The 17046-nt window shown below is 68.6% G+C and carries 15 protein-coding genes; 7 read left to right on the plus strand and 8 right to left on the minus strand.

The genetic code is table 11. The annotated features are described in order from the left end of the window. Nucleotides 1-64 precede the first annotated feature (64 nt). Genes M3Q35_RS02175 through M3Q35_RS02200 form a run of 6 tightly spaced genes read left to right on the plus strand, consistent with a single transcriptional unit; the run spans nucleotide 65 to nucleotide 6464 of the window. Nucleotides 65-1318, plus strand: coding sequence for an ABC transporter substrate-binding protein (locus M3Q35_RS02175; RefSeq protein ID WP_273939872.1), 1254 nt, complete (start codon nucleotides 65-67; stop codon nucleotides 1316-1318). Further along, nucleotides 1308-2162, plus strand: a complete 855-nt coding sequence (locus tag M3Q35_RS02180) for a carbohydrate ABC transporter permease (RefSeq protein ID WP_273939873.1) — start codon at nucleotides 1308-1310, stop codon at nucleotides 2160-2162. Before M3Q35_RS02175 ends, M3Q35_RS02180 begins: the two co-directional genes overlap by 11 nt. Further along, nucleotides 2159-2974 carry a carbohydrate ABC transporter permease gene (locus tag M3Q35_RS02185; RefSeq protein ID WP_273939874.1) on the plus strand — a complete coding sequence of 272 codons (816 nt, stop codon included), beginning with the start codon at nucleotides 2159-2161 and terminating at the stop codon, nucleotides 2972-2974. The genes M3Q35_RS02180 and M3Q35_RS02185 overlap by 4 nt, the downstream gene beginning before the upstream one ends. After that, on the plus strand, nucleotides 2971-4806 hold the full coding sequence (locus M3Q35_RS02190) for a DUF8034 domain-containing protein (protein WP_273939875.1): 1836 nt from the start codon (nucleotides 2971-2973) through the stop codon (nucleotides 4804-4806). The genes M3Q35_RS02185 and M3Q35_RS02190 overlap by 4 nt, the downstream gene beginning before the upstream one ends. After that, nucleotides 4807-5571, plus strand: coding sequence for an RraA family protein (locus tag M3Q35_RS02195; protein WP_273939876.1), 765 nt, complete (start codon nucleotides 4807-4809; stop codon nucleotides 5569-5571). It abuts the gene before it with no gap. Then, on the plus strand, nucleotides 5568-6464 hold the full coding sequence (locus tag M3Q35_RS02200; RefSeq protein ID WP_273939877.1) for a nucleoside hydrolase: 897 nt from the start codon (nucleotides 5568-5570) through the stop codon (nucleotides 6462-6464). Before M3Q35_RS02195 ends, M3Q35_RS02200 begins: the two co-directional genes overlap by 4 nt. A gap of 288 nt (nucleotides 6465-6752) precedes the next feature. Here the strand turns inward: M3Q35_RS02200 and M3Q35_RS02205 are convergent, their stop codons facing one another. The 5 genes from M3Q35_RS02205 to M3Q35_RS02225 all read right to left on the minus strand — a co-directional run bounded on the left by M3Q35_RS02205 (nucleotide 6753) and on the right by M3Q35_RS02225 (nucleotide 10594). Next, a complete protein-coding gene (locus M3Q35_RS02205; protein ID WP_273939878.1) occupies nucleotides 6753-7895 on the minus strand; it encodes an HNH endonuclease signature motif containing protein in 1143 nt (380 codons plus the stop codon). 270 nt (nucleotides 7896-8165) lie between these two features. Beyond that, nucleotides 8166-8945: a SigB/SigF/SigG family RNA polymerase sigma factor gene (locus M3Q35_RS02210; RefSeq protein WP_273939879.1), complete on the minus strand. Its 780-nt coding sequence runs from the start codon at nucleotides 8943-8945 to the stop codon at nucleotides 8166-8168. Continuing rightward, nucleotides 8942-9421, minus strand: a complete 480-nt coding sequence (locus tag M3Q35_RS02215; protein WP_273939880.1) for an ATP-binding protein — start codon at nucleotides 9419-9421, stop codon at nucleotides 8942-8944. The genes M3Q35_RS02210 and M3Q35_RS02215 overlap by 4 nt, the downstream gene beginning before the upstream one ends. Before the next feature lie 16 nt (nucleotides 9422-9437). Further along, nucleotides 9438-9800, minus strand: coding sequence for an STAS domain-containing protein (locus M3Q35_RS02220; RefSeq protein ID WP_273939881.1), 363 nt, complete (start codon nucleotides 9798-9800; stop codon nucleotides 9438-9440). A gap of 116 nt (nucleotides 9801-9916) precedes the next feature. Then, entirely contained in the window at nucleotides 9917-10594 is a 678-nt protein-coding gene (locus M3Q35_RS02225) for an ANTAR domain-containing protein (protein WP_273939882.1), read from the minus strand. A 102-nt stretch (nucleotides 10595-10696) separates the two neighbouring features. On the opposite strand from M3Q35_RS02225, the gene M3Q35_RS02230 reads away from it, so the two are divergent. Further along, complete coding sequence (locus M3Q35_RS02230; protein WP_273944233.1) at nucleotides 10697-10999, plus strand: WhiB family transcriptional regulator; 303 nt, start codon at nucleotides 10697-10699, stop codon at nucleotides 10997-10999. On the opposite strand, the gene treZ is transcribed toward M3Q35_RS02230, so the two are convergent. Genes treZ through glgX form a run of 3 tightly spaced genes read right to left on the minus strand, consistent with a single transcriptional unit; the run spans nucleotide 10996 to nucleotide 16984 of the window. Next, nucleotides 10996-12669, minus strand: a complete 1674-nt coding sequence (treZ, locus tag M3Q35_RS02235; protein WP_273939883.1) for a malto-oligosyltrehalose trehalohydrolase — start codon at nucleotides 12667-12669, stop codon at nucleotides 10996-10998. The two genes, M3Q35_RS02230 and treZ, sit on opposite strands and share 4 nt — an antisense overlap. Beyond that, a complete protein-coding gene (gene treY, locus M3Q35_RS02240; protein WP_273939884.1) occupies nucleotides 12666-14873 on the minus strand; it encodes a malto-oligosyltrehalose synthase in 2208 nt (735 codons plus the stop codon). Before treY ends, treZ begins: the two co-directional genes overlap by 4 nt. Continuing rightward, the gene (gene glgX / locus M3Q35_RS02245; RefSeq protein ID WP_273939885.1) at nucleotides 14870-16984 is read right to left on the minus strand and encodes a glycogen debranching protein GlgX; all 2115 of its coding nucleotides are present in this window, start codon (nucleotides 16982-16984) and stop codon (nucleotides 14870-14872) included. Before glgX ends, treY begins: the two co-directional genes overlap by 4 nt. Between the last annotated feature and the right edge of the window lie 62 nt (nucleotides 16985-17046).

Here is a 17046-nt window from a genome sequence, read left to right on the forward strand (position 1 = left end):
ACGGCGGCCGCCTCCCCGTCTTTCGATGGTTCATCGCTAATCGATAGACGATTGAAGGTGTCCCATGAGACGCACACACCGCGGTGTGCTGGCGGTCGCCGTGCTCCTGCTGGCGACTGCCTGTGGGGGTGGCTTCCAGCAGTCCGGCGAGTCCGGTTCGACGACGTCGGCGCAGCTCAGGATGCTGGTCAACATCACGCCGGTGCTGACCAAGCAGTTCTACGCCGACCTCGTCGCCCCGTACGAGAAGGCCCACCCCGGCGTCAAGGTGACGGTCGAGGCCCCGACCGCGGCCGACGTCAGCGCCACGCTCCAGCAGGAGCTGGCCGCCGGCTCCGCGCCCGACCTGGTCACCGGCAGCCTGTCCACGGCGATCGTGCCGCAGCTGACCGCACTGCCGAACGAGCCGTGGGTCACCGACGCGCCCTATGCCGTGCAGTCCAAGGTCGGCGGCCAGATCTGGCAGGTCGGCAGCGGCACCCAGGCGCAGTCGATCGTCTTCTACAACAAGGACGCCTTCGCGAAGGCCGGCATCGCGGCGCCGCCCAAGACCTTCGACGAGTTCACCGCCGACCTGGTCAAGCTCAAGGCCGCCGGCTACGTGCCGACGCAGACCGCCGGCGACTGGGTCACCGGGGCGCAGGCGCAGATGATGGCCAATCCCAACGTGTTGAACACGACGGCGGACTGGTTCGCCCAGCGGAACAAGACTTCCGTGACCTTCGCCGACAGCAACTGGACCAAGGTGCTCGGCGTGTACCAGAGCTGGATCGGGCAGGGGCTGACCTCGCCCAACGCGATGGGCCTGAAGTACCAGGACTCGATCGACCAGTTCGTGGCCGGCAAGTCCGGCACGTACATCATGGGCAGCTGGCTGGTGCCCACTTTGGACAGTGCCAGGCTGCCGTTCCAGGCCGGCGTGTTCTCGATGCCGACCTTCGACGGCTCACCGGCGCCGCTGGCCGGCGGCCCGTCGGTGCCGTGGTCGATCCTCAAGTCGTCCAAGAACCAGGCGGCCGCGCTGGATCTGGTCAAGTACCTGGTCAGCGACAAGGCCGCGGTGACCGCCGAGCTGGCCGCCGAGGGCAACTTCCGTACCGGCTTCGACTACCCGGCTTCGGCGCTGAACAAGGAGGTCGGCGCGATCGTGGCCGCGGCCAGGACGACCGTCGTCGCTTCGGCCGGGCAGGGCGACAACTCCGCGCCGACCGGGTTCGGCGACGAGGTCAACAAGCTGGTGCAGGGCTTGTACGTCGGGCAGACGGCGCCGCAGGTGATCACCGCACTCGACGACTGGTACACCGCCAATGCGAAGTAGCGCGCAGCGGGCGCTGATGCTCGGGCCGGCGCTGGTGCTGCTGGCGGTGTTCATGCTGGTGCCCATCGCCATCGCCGGCTACCTCAGCTTCACCGACTGGGACGGGCTCACGCCGAACCCGAATCCCGTGGGCTGGGCCAACTACCAGCGCCTGCTGTCCGATGTGGACGTACGGAACGCGGCCGTGGTGACGCTGGTGATCACGGTCGTCGGCACGATCGGCTGCAACGCCGCCGGGCTCGGGCTGGCGCTGTTGCTCAACCGCCGCAACCGTTTCACCAGTCTGCTGCGGGCCGTGGTGTTCTATCCGTACGTGGTCGGGCCGATCATCATCGGCTTCCTGTGGTCGGCCATCCTCGGCGCGGACGGCGTGATCGCCAACGCGGTGATCCCCGTGCCGTTCCTGTCCGACCCGGTGTGGGCGGTCGGCAGCATCACGTTCGTCGTGGTGTGGTCCCAGTTCGGCGTGAACGTCGTGCTGTACCTGGCCGGGTTGCAGACCGTGCCACCGAGCCTGCTGGAAGCGGCCACTGTGGACGGTGCCGGGCGGTGGCAGACGTTCCGGGCGGTGACGTGGCCGGTGTTGGCGCCCTCGGTGACCGTGAACATCGTGCTGGTGCTGGTCGGGTTGCTGCGGGTGTACGAGATCGTGCTCGCCCTGACCGGCGGTGGCCCGGCCGGCCGGACCAGCACCTTCGCCTTCCTGATCCTGTCGAGTTCGTTCCGCAGCAACCAGTTGGGCTACGGGGCGGCGCAGGCGATCACGTTGATGGTGGTGATCGGCGCGCTGGCCCTTGGCGTGACGGCGTTGCGGCAGCGGGCCGAGAAGGCGGTGGCGGCATGATCCGACGCCTCATCCTGCTGCCGGTGGTGATCTTGATGGTGGTGCCGGCCTACCTGCTGGTCGTCAACTCCTTCAAGTCACAGCAGGACATCACCCAGGAGCCGTTCGGCATCCCGCTGCCGCGGCTGTCGGTCGACTACCTGCTCGGCGCGCTCAACTCGCCGGACTTCTCCTTGGTCAAGGCCTATATCGTGACGGCGTTGTTCGCCGTCGGGGTGAATGTGCTGTCATTGCTGGTCAGCGGCCCGGCGGCGTACGTGATCGCCCGCGGCACGCGGATCGGGCATCGGGCGCTGCTGGTGCTGTTCCTGGTGGGTATGTTCATCCCGAGCCAGGTTCTGGTGATCCCGGTGATCTACGTGCTCAAGACGCTGGGCCTGATGGGCACGGTGCCGGGATTCCTGTTGTTCGAGACCACGCTGACCCTGCCGATCTCCATGTTCCTCTACGTCTCGTACATCAAGACGCTGCCGCGGGAGCTGGACGAGGCGGCGCGGATGGACGGCGCGGGGCCGTTCACCACGTTCTGGCGGATCATCTTTCCGCTGATGAAGCCGGCGGTGGTGACGGCGATCGTGTTGCACACCATCGGGGTCTGGACCGACTTCGTCAACCCGCAGATCATCCTGGGGCCGGCGTCGAGCCTGTACACCGTGACGACCAGCGTGTACGCGGCGATCGGCAAGTACTCCACCGACTTCACCGTGGTGTACCCGAACCTGCTGGTCGCGGTGGTGCCGGTGTTGGCGTTCTTCGTGTTCCTGCAACGGAACATCGTGTCCGGGCTGACGACGGGGGCGACGAAGGGATGAGCACCACCGCCTCCGCGACGACGCCGCTGGTCCAGCCGCCACGCTGGGCGCTGTTGCAGCGCGAGCTGTTCGCGTTGCTGGACCAGGGTTGGCGGCGGTTCGAGGAGCTGTACTGCGCCTCGGACGGCTCGCTGGTCTACGCCGGCCGCACCTTCGGCCGTGACGGCGTCGACGACTTCTACGAGCCGTTCTTCAACTGGCCCATGCTCTATCTGCTCGGCGGGGCCGATGACCTGCTCGACGCGTGCAAGCGGCACTGGCACGGCGTGACCGCGCAGCTGACCGAGCGCGGCCTGCTGACCAATGAGTTCGAGGACGGCTACGACTGGTTCCACCAGGGCGAGTCGCTGCTGTTCTTCTACACCCTCTGCGCGGCCGATCCTGAGTATTTCCGTGACAGGGCACTGAGATTCGCCGACCTGTTCCTGCCGGACTCGCCGGTGCACAACTACGACGGTCGGCGTCGGATGATGCGGGCACCGCACGTCGGCGCTCTCGGTCCGCGGCCGGGGCTCGGCGAGGACCAGCCGTTCTCGGCGTCCAACACCGGAATGCGGAAGTACGGCCTGCCGTTGCGGGACGTGCGGGGCATTCTCGACTGGGACGATCTCGCGCAACCGCTGCTGGCGCACCGCATGGCCGACGCGATGAACGCCCGTCTCGGCGTCGGCGACGTGCCGTTGAACCTGGCCAGCACGTCGTTGGCGACCAATGCCTGGCTGTACGACCATGATCCCCGGTACTCCGGCTTCGTCAAGTCCTATGTGGACAAGTGGGCGGGCAGGACCGTGGACGGTCTGCTGCCCGACAACGTGGGGCCACGGGGCGAGGTCGGCGAGATGCACGGCGGCCGGTGGTACGGCGGCCACTACGGCTGGACCTGGCCGCACGGGCTGTACAGCGTGCTGGCCCCGGCGTTGATCGGCGCTTCGAACGCGACCGTGGTCAGCGGCAAGGACCGGCCACTTTCCCTGCCACGGGACATGATCAAGGCGATCTTGGGGTACGCGCGGCATGCGGCGATGGATCCCGACGACGCCACGTTCTTCGACCACTGGCAGGAGCGGCTGGGCGACGGCGTCCATGACGAGCTGCTGCTGGTGCCGTATCGGCGTGACGAGAAGGGCTGGTTCGACTTCCAGCCGCTGCCGCCGGCCTACCTGGCCTGGCTGTGGTGGCTGACCCGCAGTGTCGAGGACCGCCGCCTGATCGAGCGTATCGCCGCCGGCTCCGGCTACGAATGGCCGACCGTCAGGGATTTCCGTGAGAAGGAGGAAGCCGGTCACGAGCCGCCGTGGCTGACGTATCTGCTCGGCGACAACCCGGACTGGCCCGAGGAAGCTCTGGAGATGGCGATCCGCCAGGTGCGTGTGCGGCTGCGGCTGATGGAGGAGCATCCGACACCGCCGCCGGACGACAACATCCACTGGTGGCAGGAGCTCAACCCGGTGGTCACCGAGGTGTTGACCCAGCTCATCGCCGGCGCGCCGCAGATGCTGTACAACGGCGGGCTGCCGTACAGCCAGCTCCGCTGGACCGACGCCCTGCGTAATCGGCCCGGCCTGCCCGAGGACGTTGCTGCCCTGGTCGAGCAGCTCGACGACTCGACCGTCACCGTGCAGGTGCTCAATCTCGGGGCCGCCCAACAACTTCTGCGCCTGACCGGCGGCGGCTACGGCGAACATCCGTTCACCGAGCTGACGGCCGACGGCGTGACCATGCCCGTCGACCAATCCCTGCTGGTGGACCTGCCGCCGCGCACCCGTATCCGCCTGCGGCTGCGGTTCCAGCGGTTCGGCCGGCGACCCGCCCATCAACCGAGAGGACTGTGAATGAGCTGGCCCCTGCCGGTGCGCGGCCCGGCTTACACCCGCGCCGACGCCGAGATCATGGCCGCGCTGCAACCGGTCAGTAGTGCCACGGCGTGCGCCCAGCTGCACAAGGACGGCATCACGCGCACGTTCATCGAGGGCCCGAAGCCGTTGAGCCTCGGGCAGCGGATCGTCGGCTCCAGCGTGACATTGCAGTTCATGCCGCAGCGGGAGGACATCGCCAGCGGCGTGGCCCAGGAGTACGTGGAGCGGACCACCGCGCTGTGGGCCGTGCTGGAGACCGTGCAGCCGGGCGATGTCCTTGTCGTGCAGGCGTATGGCAGCGCCTATACGGGATGCCTCGGCGACATGCTCGTGCGCTACTTCAAGCGCCGCGGCGGGGCCGGGATCATCGTCGACGGCCGTATCCGCGATGCGCCTCGGGTGCGCAAGCTCGGCGTGCCCATCTGGTGCACGGGATCGACGCCGCACTATGCCTCGCAGTCGGAGCTTTTCCCGTGGGCGTATGACGTTCCCGTCGCTGTCGGCGGTGTCCTGTGCCTGCCCGGTGACGTTGTCGTCGCCGATGACGACGGGGCCGTGGTGGTGCCCCAGCGCAGCGCGGCCGATCTCGCGCGCAGCGCCGGTGATCACGAGGAGTGGGAGGTGTTCAGCCGCATGAGGATCGACCAGGGGGCGACCCTCAGCGACTACTACCCGCTCACCTCCGACAGCCGCGCCGAATACGAGGCGTGGCGGGAGGCCCGTGACACCATGGGGACATGACGACACGGGTGATCCTCGACTGCGATCCCGGGCATGACGACGCGTTGGCCATCCTGCTGGCCGCCCGGCGACTCGACCTGCGGGCGATCACCACCGTGGCCGGCAACCAGACGCTGGCCAAGACCACGATGAACGCCCGTCGGATGTGCACGGTCGCTGGTATCACCGACGTGCCCATCGCGGCCGGCGCCGACCGGCCGTTGGTCCAGGAACCGTTGTACGCCGGGGAGATCCACGGCGACAGCGGCCTGGACGGGCCCAACTTCCCGCCGCCCACCGTGGACGTCGACCCGCGCGGGGCGTATGAACTCGCCTCCGATGTACTCACCGAGCCCACCACGATCATCGCCACCGGCCCGCTGACCACTGTGGCCGGGTTGGTGGGGCACAAGAACATCGAGCGCATCGTGCTCATGGGCGGCTCGACCGGCCGCGGCAACATGGCACCGTTGGCCGAGTTCAACATCCTGGCCGACCCGGAGGCGGCGGACGTGGTCTTCCGGTCTGGAGTGCCGATCACCATGTGCGGGCTGGACGTCACCCACCAGGCCTTGGCCACGCCGGATGTGCTCGCCCGCATCGCCGCGATCGGCACGCCGTTGGCCCAGGTGTGCCATGACCTGCTGACCTACTTCAGCGATACCTACCGGACGTATTTCGGCTTCGAGTCCCCGCCCGTCCACGACCCGGTGGCCGTGGCGGCGGTGATCGACCCGACGATCCTTGCGGTACGGCCGTTGAATGTGGAGATCGAGCTGACCGGCACCTACACGCGCGGCGCGACCGTCGTCGACGTGGACCGGGTCACCGGCCGCAAGCCCAACGCCATGGTCGCCACTGGATTGGACGCCGCGAGGTTCTGGGACCTGATGATCGGGGCGATGGGGGGATAGGTGAGGGTTGGGTGCGCGTGCCGCGCGGTTTCCCGGGGGTTCTTCGGTTTGTGGGTCGATTTGGTGTGGAGCCTCTGCGCGATGGCCCAAGGGCTAAAAGCGGGCAGGACGAGCCTGCCCTTGGCCTGTCAATTGTACGCCATCGCGCCCCTCCACACAAAATCGACCCAATTCGCGGAGTTGGCGATCGGTGTGTGAAGGGAATGGCGGTGGCTGGGTTTTGACTCCCGCTGTGCACCCTTTTGGTGGTGGCTGTGGGAGGTCCTTTTCCCGGTGTCCGTTCCCCGGTTAGTGCCGCAGGGGGCGGGTGGTGTGGTGGCGGCCGGCCGGTGTGATCCAGTGGGTGGTGCCGTCTGAATCCTGGGTCACTGTGTAGTTGTCGTGTTTGCGGTGGTGGTGCCAGGTGCAGAGCCCTTGCAGGTTGGTCGCCTCTGTGGGGCCCTCTGGCCACGGGGTGATGTGGTCGTGCTCCTGGATGGGCAAGGTGCAGCCGGGTGCGGTGCAGGTCCCGCCGGCCCGAGCAACGGACGTCTCCTTCATCAGCGCCGTGGGTCGGTAGGTGTCGGTGCTGATCGCGGAGATCTGCTGGTACTCATCCAGCAGCAGTCCCCGAAAGGGGCCATGCATGGCCAGTTCGCGGGCCGCCTCGGCCGCGATCGGCCCATAACCGGCAAGCTGACCGGGGTCGTTCGTGAGGCCGAGCAGGGTCTCCATGGAGATGGTGACGAAGGTGCGGACGTTCCAGTTGGTGTGCTTGCCCCGCAGGCGGTCCCACAGCACGTCCGAGCGTTTCTCGTCGGTGGTGCGCTCGTCCTTCGGCAGCGACTTCGCGTCGGCGCAGATCTGTTGGAACAGCTGGTGGGCCTCAGTGGCGGGGAGGATCCAGGTCAGTTGGGCCATGCCGTCGGGCAAGGGAGAGAGCCTGACCTGCCGATCGTTTTTGGCTTTGTGGCAGCGCTGCTCATAACCATCCGGATCGGCCTTCGCGACCAGCGCGGTGGCCTTGCGGCACACCTGCGTCCGAGTCATACCGGCGGCCTGTTCGGCCAGGGCCTGGTCGACTTCGGCGACCTGCGCCGGGTCCGAGAGGTGGCGGGTGCGTTCCCACACGGCGGCGAAGCGGGCGAGGTCGATCTCTCCCCGGCGGAACCGCTCGGCCAGCGCGGGATGGGTCTCCAGGGCGGCGGCGATCTCTTGTGAGCGGGCCAGGGCCGGCTCTGACACCTTCGTGGCCATCGCCAATTCGGTGAGGTCGTCGATGTGGTTGAGGGCCTCATGTTCGGCCCATTCACACACGGCCCGCACCTTCCGGGCCACCCCCACGAAATTGACCAAATCTTCTTGGGTGAGGCTCGCTGGATCCACACCCACCACCAGATCGAACATGGCCCCGGTGGGTTCCATGCTCTCGATGTCGCGGGTGAGTTCCATACCTTTGAGAATACTCGAACACAAGATCGAACACGAATCCCTAACGGGTGAATCCCGTCAGGCAGAAAGGCTTTTCTTTCCTCCCGCCACACCACAACACGGCAACTCGTACCAGTCGCGTGGATTTTGTGTGGAGGGGCGCGATGGCGTACAATTGACAGGCCAAGGGCAGGCTCGTCCTGCCCGCTTTTAGCCCTTGGGCCATCGCGCAGATGGCTCCACACCAAATCCACGCGACCACACCGAATAAATCCCACCGACAAGCCGCACCTATTCGCTGAGCAGGCCTTTTCGAAGGTCCACCAGCGTCCGGGCCAACAGCCGCGACACGTGCATCTGCGAGATGCCGATCCGGTCGGCGATCTGCGTCTGCGTGAGGTTGCCGAAGAACCGCAGCAGGATGATGGTCCGCTCCCGCTCCGGCAGCTGCTGCAACAGCGGTTGCAGGGCCTCCCGGTTCTCCACGCCCATCAGCTCGGGGTCCTCGTCGCCGAGAGCGTCCCCGAGCGACACCGACTTGTCCGTGCCGACGAGCAGCTCGTCCAGCGACGAACTGCGGTAGGCGTTGGACGCCTCCAAGCCCTCGTACACCTCGTCCTTGGTGATACCGAGATGAGTGGCCAGCTCGCTGGGCGTCGGCGCGCGGCCGAGGTGCTGGGACAGCTCGTTGGTGGCGCCGGTGATGGCCAGGTGCAGCTCCTTGAGCCGCCGAGGCACCCGCACCGACCAACTGGTGTCCCGGAAGTGCCGGCGCACCTCGCCCATGATGGTGGGCACGGCGAAGGACAGGAAGTCGCTGCCCCGCGTCGGGTCGAAGCGGTCGATGGCGCTGATCAGGCCGACCGTCGCCACCTGCACGAGGTCGTCGTGCGGCTCGCCGCGCTGCCCGAAGCGCCGCGCGATGTGCTGGGCCACCGGCAGGAACTCGGTCACCAGGCGGTCCCGCAGCTCGGTCCGGCGGGGATCCGCAGCGTCCAGGCCGGCCAGCTCGGCCAGCACGGGATCCAGGTGCGCGTAGTCGTTGGTAGCGCGTTCAGAAGACTGTGTCACAGGCCCACCACGTCGTCGGCCCGCTTCTTCACCAGGTCGAACCGCAGCACATGCCCGCCACCGGGGCCGGGGACGACCCACGTGTTCACCGAGTCGGTGAGCGCGGTCAGCACCCGCCAGCCGAAGCTCTCCCGGCTCGGCGGCACGACCGTGCTGGTCGCCGACTCGGCCGAGAAGTGGATCTGCTCGCCCTCCACGGAGAACCGGCACACCAGGTCCCCGTCGGGCACCGACCGGGAGATCAGCTCTGAGCAGGCCTCGTCAACGGCCATCTTCAGGTCGGAGATCGCGTCCAACGTGAAGTCGGCCCGCATCGCCAGGTCGGCGGCGACCGCCCGGACCACGGACAGGTGCGCGGGCGAGGCCGCGATGCGCACCTCCACGTCGGCCCCGGACGCGGGCTTGTCGCTGGTGGTGGTGCTGGGCTCGTGCTCGCTCACTGTCACCTCGGTGCCGTCGACGTCTACCTCGCCCATTGTTCCCCCCAACCCCTCAGCCCGGCGCGCCGACCGCGTCGTCCCGGCTGGGAAACGTGGTCAACACCTCAGTGAGCCCGGTGATCTCCAACGGTCGCCGCACCGACCGGCCGGCCGCGACCAGGCGCAGCTCCACCTGCCGGCTCCGCGCCTCGTGCGAGGCCTCGACCAGCACGGCCAGCCCGGCCGAGCCGAGGAAATCGACCCCGGACAGGTCGATCACCAGCACCGTGCAGTCATCCAGCTCGGCCAGCACCACGGCCCGCAGGGCCGGTGCGGTGAGCATGTCCACCTCGCCGGCGACGGTGGCCACGGCCACGCCGTCGGCGGGCCGGTCGACCACCACGTCGATCGGGAGTGCACTGTTGTTCTCGGTCACGTTCAGGCCACTGTCCTCACGTCCACGGAAAGGGAACTGTCGGGAGTTCGACACCGACGAAGACGCGGCGGCTGGCTGCTCAACCACTGCGTCGAACACGTTACCCGAGCCGGTGATCATCCGAGTGCCTGCCAGGTCACCCGCGCGGCCTGCACGGCAGGCGGCGGCGGCACCGTGGTCGGACCGGTGTCCGGCTCCTGCTCGCCGACGGGCGCGCCGCCGACCACCTCGACCAGCGCGGCCGAGATGTCCCGCAGCTTGACGTTGAAGTGCTGGCTGGTCCGCACCAGCGTGCGGAACGCGGCCCCGGCGTCGCAGCCGACCCGGCCCATGACCAGGCCCTTGGCCTGCTCGATGAGCCTGCGGTTCTGCACCATCTCCACCATCTGGTCGGCCCGCAGCATCTCGTCCGCGCAGAACTCGATGACCGCGGTCGCCGTGGCCAGCAGCGGCTCGACCTGGTCGATCAGCCGGAGGTCGTCCTCCTTGGGCTCGTGGTCGGTGTACACCGACAGCACCGACGGGCCCTCCTGGGTCCAGCTGCCGGGCACGGCGGTGAGCCACGTCATGCCGTCGGGCAGGGCCTCGATCAGGGTCTCCTCGCCGGTCGCGGCGGCCACCACCGGGCCTTCGCCGCGCGCCCACTGCTCGGCGTCCCGCTTCGCGGCGGCGCCGATCGCGCGCAGGCTCCGCGAGTTCGTGCTCACCCCGGCTCCGTCGCAGCCGGGCACGCGCTCGACCAGGTGCCGCAGCAGCCGGTCCAGCAGTTCGGGGCCGAATCTCACCTCGTCCACGGGCCCCGGATACCCGGTCGGGGGAGATCGTCAAACCCGAGGTTTGGGTACTTCGCGGACGGGTACCAGATGGCGGACGACGAGTACCTCAAGGAGGCGCACATGGCCGACGTGCACCGGCTACCCATCCCGGTCTCCGAGAACTGGGACTGGCAGCGCCTGGGCGCCTGCCGCGGCGCCAACAGCGCTGTCTTCTTCCACCCGGACAGCGAGCGGGGCTCCGCGCGGCAGGCCAGGGAGGCCAATGCCAAGCGTATCTGCCATTCCTGTCCGGTGCGCGCCGAGTGCCTCCGGCACGCGATCAACGTGCAGGAGCCGTACGGCATCTGGGGCGGCATGGGCGAGAACGAGCGCCGCGCGGTGATCTCGGCAACCCGCCGGCGGCTCAAGACCCACGCCAGCTAGGCCACGACCGTCACCGATTCGGGCGCACCCGGGGACTTCGAGCTGTACAGCACGGTTCCCGGGACATCGATCTGCGTGCCGCCGAGGTTGCAGACGACCCGCAGCCGGCCGCGGTGCAGCGTGACGACGCGACGGTCCTCGTCCAGGTCGACGGTGAACTGATGCAGGCGGGGATCGGACAGCTCGGGGTGCTCGCGCCGCAGCGCGATCAGCGCGCGATAGGTGGCCAGCACCTCGCTGTTGTCGGCTTCTTCCCACCGCAGCTTGGACCGCTGGAACGTGGCCGGGTCCATGGGATCCGGCACGTCCTCGGCGGCCCAGCCGTGGTCGGCGAACTCCTTGCGGCGGCCGGTGCGCACGGCGTCGGCCAGCTTCGGGTCCGGGAAGGACGCGAAGAACTGCCACGGCGCCGACGCCGCCCACTCCTCGCCCATGAAGATCATCGGCGTGTAGGGGGAGCACAGCACGATCGCCGCCCCGCAAGCCAGCAGGCCGGGGGACACGGTGGCGGACAGCCGGTCGCCGGTGGCGCGGTTGCCGATCTGGTCGTGGTTCTGGAGGTACGCCAGGAACCGGTGGCCCGGCGTGGTGAGCGTGTTCACCGGGCGGCCGTGGTGGCGGCCGCGGAACGAGGACCAGGTGCCGGCATGGAAGAACACCCCGGTCAGGGTGGCCGCAAGCGCTTGCAGCGAGCCGAAGTCGGCATAGTAGCCCTGGGTCTCGCCGGACAGTGTCGAATGTAGACAGTGGTGCAGGTCGTCGCTCCACTGCGCGTGCAGGCCGTAACCTCCAGCCTCGCGCGGGGTGACCAGCTTGGGGTCGTTCAGGTCCGACTCGGCGATCAGCGTGAGCGGCCGGCGCACGTGGGCGGCCAGAGCGTCCACTTCGGACGAAAGCTCTTCCAGCAGGTGCGTGGCCCGGCGGTCGGACAGGGCGTGCACGGCGTCGAGGCGCAGGCCGTCGATGTGGAAGTCACGCAGCCAACTCAGGGCGTTGTCGATGACGTACCGGCGGACCTCGTCGGACTGCGGGCCGTCGAGGTTGAGCGTCGGGCCCCAGATCGTCTCGCCGGCGAAGTACGGGCCGAAGCGGTCGAGGTAGGCGCCGGACGGCCCGAGGTGGTTGTAGACCACGTCGAGCAGCACGGCCAGACCCCGGTTGTGGCAGGCGTCGACGAAGCGCTTGAAGCCGTCCGGGCCGCCGTACGGGTCGTGCGCCGCGTACCACAGCACGCCGTCGTAGCCCCAGCCGTGCGGACCGTCGAAGGCGTTGACCGGCAACACTTCCACGAAGTCGATGCCGAGCTGGACCAAATGGTCCAGTTTGCCGATGGCCGCGTCGAAGGTGCCCTCGGCCGTGAACGTGCCGATGTGCAGCTCGTACACCACGCCACCGGGTAACGGCCGCCCCGACCAGGCGGAATCCGTCCACTGGAAGGCATTGTGGTCGTACGTGCGGGACCGCTGGTGCACGCCGTCGGGCTGCCAGCGGGAGCGGGGATCGGGCAGCTCGTCGGGCTCGTCGTCCAGCTGGAAGGCGTAGTCCGGCGCGGCAGCGGGCACCTCGGCCCGCCACCAGCCGTCCGCGTCGCGGCTCATCTCGTGCACGGACAGTCCATTGTGGACCCGAACCCGGGATCGGTTCGGGGCCCACACGGAGAACTCGGTCACGAACGCACCACCAAGGCAACCGGATACGTGGACAACAGCTCGGACAGCAGGGGAGCTCCAAAGTTATCAGTGCTGCTCGTCGGTCGACCGGTGATCACGTCGGTCCACTCCCCGGCGGGCAACGGAAGCACGGTATCGCGCCAACCCCCGGCGGCCGCCAGGCCGATCGGCAATCTCGTGCACACTGCGACAAGTCGGTCACCACGGCCGAACGCCAGCGCGTGCTCGGCCGCCGGGCCCTGTGCCGGCACGACGCGGTACCCGGTGAACAGCTCCGGCCGCTCCCGTCGCAGGCGCAACACGCGGCTGGTGACCAGGAGTTTCGCCGCGCCGGACGCGTCGATCTCGGGCAGCCAGCCGTCGTCGATGCGGGCCAGCAGCGCGGCCCGCTGCTCGAAGTCCACCGGCCGCCGGTTGTCCGGGTCGACCAGCGAGAAGTCCCACAGCTCGGTGCCCTGGTACACGTCCGGCACACCCGGGCCGGCCAGCTGCACCAGCTTCTGCCCCAACGAGTTCGACCAGCCGGCCGGCGTGATCCGGTCGACCAGCTCGGTCACCTCGGCCATCAGCGCCGCATCGCCGAACACGTCATCGGGCCAGGCGGCGATCGCCTTGTCCACCTCGGGATTGCCGTCCACCCACGAGGTGGCGGTCTTGGCTTCCTTGGCCGCTTTGGCCAGATAGTCCCGCAGCCGGTCGGCGCTGATCGGATACGCGCCGACCACGGTCTGCCAGCCCAGCCGCGTCAAAGACCGCTCGGGCAACGGCTTGCGCTCGCTCCAGCGGGCGAACGCCGTCTCGAACTCCACTTCGGACAGTACGGCCAGTCGGGCCCGGACGTCCTCGGCCCGCTTGGTGTCGTGAGTGGACAGTGCCGTCATCGTCTCCGGCGACCCGGACTCGCGGGCCTGCATGGCGACGTGGAACTCGGTCGGCGACACGCCGAACCGGGACGGGTCGCTGCCGACCTCGTTCAGCGCCACGAACCGGTTGTAGCGGTAGAAAGCCGTGTCCTCGACGCCCTTGGCCATCACCATGCCGGACGTCTGCTGCACGCGCGTGGCCAACTCACCGTGCGGATCGGCCAGCATCAGCCGCGCGATCTCCGCGCACCGCGGGTTCGCCGAGGCCGCCTGCTCCAGCGAGTTCCGGCCCTCCGGCAGATAGCTGCGGTAGACCGGGAACATCGACAGCAGCTCGATGACGGCTTCTTCGTCGTCGAAGGGCAGCAACGCGTTGATGCGCCGCACCTCCGCGCGCAGCAACGTCCGGGCCGCCGTCTCCTTGCAACGATTTTCCAGGAACTGCAACGATCCCGCGTTCGGCGGCTCGCCGTTGGGGTCGATGAACAGCCCGCAGATCTCACGCATCGCGTCGTAGCCGGTGGTGCCGGCGACCGGCCACGACACCGGCAGCGACTCGCCGACGGCCAGGATCTTCTCGGCCACGATCCACATCTCCGGCGCGGCATCGCGCAGCCGGCGCAGGTAGCCGCCCGGGTCGGACAGGCCGTCCGGATGGTCGATGCGCAGGCCGTCCACGCCCCAGCTCAGCACGTGGGCATGCGTCGCCTCGAACACCTCCGGGTCTTCCACCCGTACCGCGGCCAAGGTGTTGATGTCGAAGAACCGCCGGTAGTTCAGCTCGGTGTTGGCCGTCCGCCAGTGCACGAGCCGATAGTGCTGCCGCTCATGGACTTCCTGCGGCGCGCCACCGTCCGTGCCCGGCGCGACGGGGAACATCTGCTCGTAGTAGACGAGACGGTCCCCGTCCAGCTGCAACTCCTCGAGGCCGTGCTCGTCGCCGAGGATCGGCACCATGATCGGCCCGCGCGACCAGTCGATGTCGAACTTGCTGGCGTGCAAGGACTCCTGGCCGTAGCGCAGGACGTCCCACCACCACGGGTTGGCCTGCGGCACCGAGATGCCGACGTGGTTGGGCACGATGTCGACGACGAAGCCGAGGCCCAGCTCACGCAGCCGGGCGTGCAGCGCCTGCCGGCCGACCTCGCCGCCCAGCCCGGCCGACGTCGCCGTCGGATCGGTGACGTCGTAGCCGTGCGTGGAACCGGGCGTGGCCTGCAACAGCGGCGACGCGTACAGCGCGCCGACGCCCAGCCGGTCCAGGTAGGTCGCGATCTGCTTGGCCCGCGCGAAACCCATGCCGGGCCCGAACTGGATCCGGTACGTGGACGAGGGAATCATTCGGCACTCCGACGCAGCACGACCAGCGACCGGGCCGGCACCGGCAGCGTGGCGCCACCGGCCAGCTCGGTCTCCGGCTCCTCGTTCGACTCCACGGACGTGTCCACCACGACCAGCCAGTTGCTGCCGTACTCACCGTCCGGGATACGGAAGTCGACGGCCTCGTGCCAGGCGTTGAAGCACAACAGGAACGAGTCGTCGGTGACCCACTCGCCGCGCCGGTCCAGCTCGTCCATGGCGTCGCCGTTGAGGAAAACCCCGACGGCACGGCCGAAGTCGGCGTCCCAGTCGGCCTCGGTCATCTCCTCGCCGTCCGGGTTGAACCACGCGATGTCGCGGCGGTCGTCGTCCCGGCGCAGCGGGCGGCCCTGGAAGAACTTGCGCCGCCGGAACACCGGGTGCTCGGCCCGCAGCGCCGCCATCCGCCCGGTGAACTCGACCAGGTCGGCATTGTCCTTGGCCAGCGCCCAGTCGACCCAGGAGGTCTCGTTGTCCTGGCAGTACACGTTGTTGTTGCCGTGCTGGGTGCGGCCGAGCTCGTCGCCGTGCAGCAGCATCGGCACGCCCTGGGACAGGAACAGGGTGGCGATGAAGTTGCGCCGCTGCTTGGCCCGCAGCGCCTGCACCTCGGGATCCTCGCTCGGGCCCTCGGCGCCGCAGTTCCACGACCGGTTGTCGTCGGCCCCGTCGTTGCCGTCCTCGCCGTTGGCCTCGTTGTGCTTGTCGTTGTACGACACCAGGTCGTTCAGCGTGAAGCCGTCGTGCGCGGTGACGAAGTTGATCGAGGCGAACGGCCGCCGCCCGTCGTCCTGGTACAGGTCGGACGAGCCGGTGATCCGGGAGGCGAACTCGCCCAGCGTGCCGGCCTCGCCGCGCCAGAAGTCCCGTACGGTGTCGCGGTACTTGCCGTTCCACTCCGTCCACAATGGAGGGAAGTTGCCCACCTGGTAGCCACCGGGGCCGACGTCCCACGGCTCGGCGATCAGCTTCACCTGGCTGACCACCGGGTCCTGCTGCACGATGTCGAAGAAGGCCGACAGCCGGTCGACGTCGTAGAACTCACGGGCCAGGGTGGCCGCCAGGTCGAAGCGGAAGCCGTCCACATGCATCTCGGTCACCCAGTACCGCAGCGAGTCCATGATCAGCTGGAGGGTGTGCGGGTTGCGGGCGTTGAGCGAGTTGCCGGTGCCGGTGTAGTCCATGTAGTAGCGCGGCTCGTCGTCGACCAGCCGGTAGTAGGCGGCGTTGTCGATGCCGCGCATGGACAGCGTCGGGCCCATGTGGTTGCCCTCGGCGGTGTGGTTGTAGACCACGTCGAGGATGACCTCGATGCCGGCGTCGTGCAGCGACCGCACCATCGCCTTGAACTCCTGCACCTGGTTGCCCAGCGCGCCCTGCGAGGCGTAGCGGTTGTGCGGGGCCAGGAAGGCGATCGTGTTGTAGCCCCAGTAGTTGGACAGGCCGCGCTCGGTCAGGTGGTGGTCGTCGACGAACTGGTGCACCGGCATCAGCTCGACCGCCGTCACGCCGAGCCGGGTGAAGTGCTCGATCATCACCGGATGCGCCAGGCCCGAGTAGGTGCCGCGCAGGTCCGCGGGGATGAACGGGTGGTTGATCGTGGTGCCGCGGACGTGCGCCTCGTAGATCACGGTCTCGTGGTACGGCGTGCGCGGGCGGCGGTCCTCGGCCCAGTCGAAGAACGGGTTGATCACCACCGACTTGGGCAGGTGCGGCGCCGAGTCGGCGTCGTTGCGCTGGTCGGGCTGGTCGAAGTGGTAGCCGAACAGCGACTCGTCCCAGTCGATGGTGCCGTCGACCGCCTTGGCGTACGGGTCGATGAGCAGCTTCTTCGGATTGCACCGCAACCCGTCGGCCGGCCGGTACGGGCCGTGCACGCGGTAGCCGTAGCGCTGGCCCGGTCCGATGCCCGGGAGGTAGCCGTGGTGCACGAAACCGTCCACCTCGGGCAGCCGCACCACCGTCTCCGTGCCGTCCGCCTCGAACAGGCACAGGTCGACGTACTCGGCCACCTCCGAGAACAGCGCGAAGTTCGTGCCGGCGCCGTCGTACGACGCGCCGAGCGGGTAGGAGTTGCCCGGCCACGGACGCATTGCCGCTCCTTCCAGCGTTGGTGCCGAACGATCAAATCATCCAGCCGGTCACCGGGCCACTG

Origin of the sequence: Kutzneria chonburiensis, assembly GCF_028622115.1 — a bacterium.
Taxonomy (GTDB): domain Bacteria; phylum Actinomycetota; class Actinomycetes; order Mycobacteriales; family Pseudonocardiaceae; genus Kutzneria; species Kutzneria chonburiensis.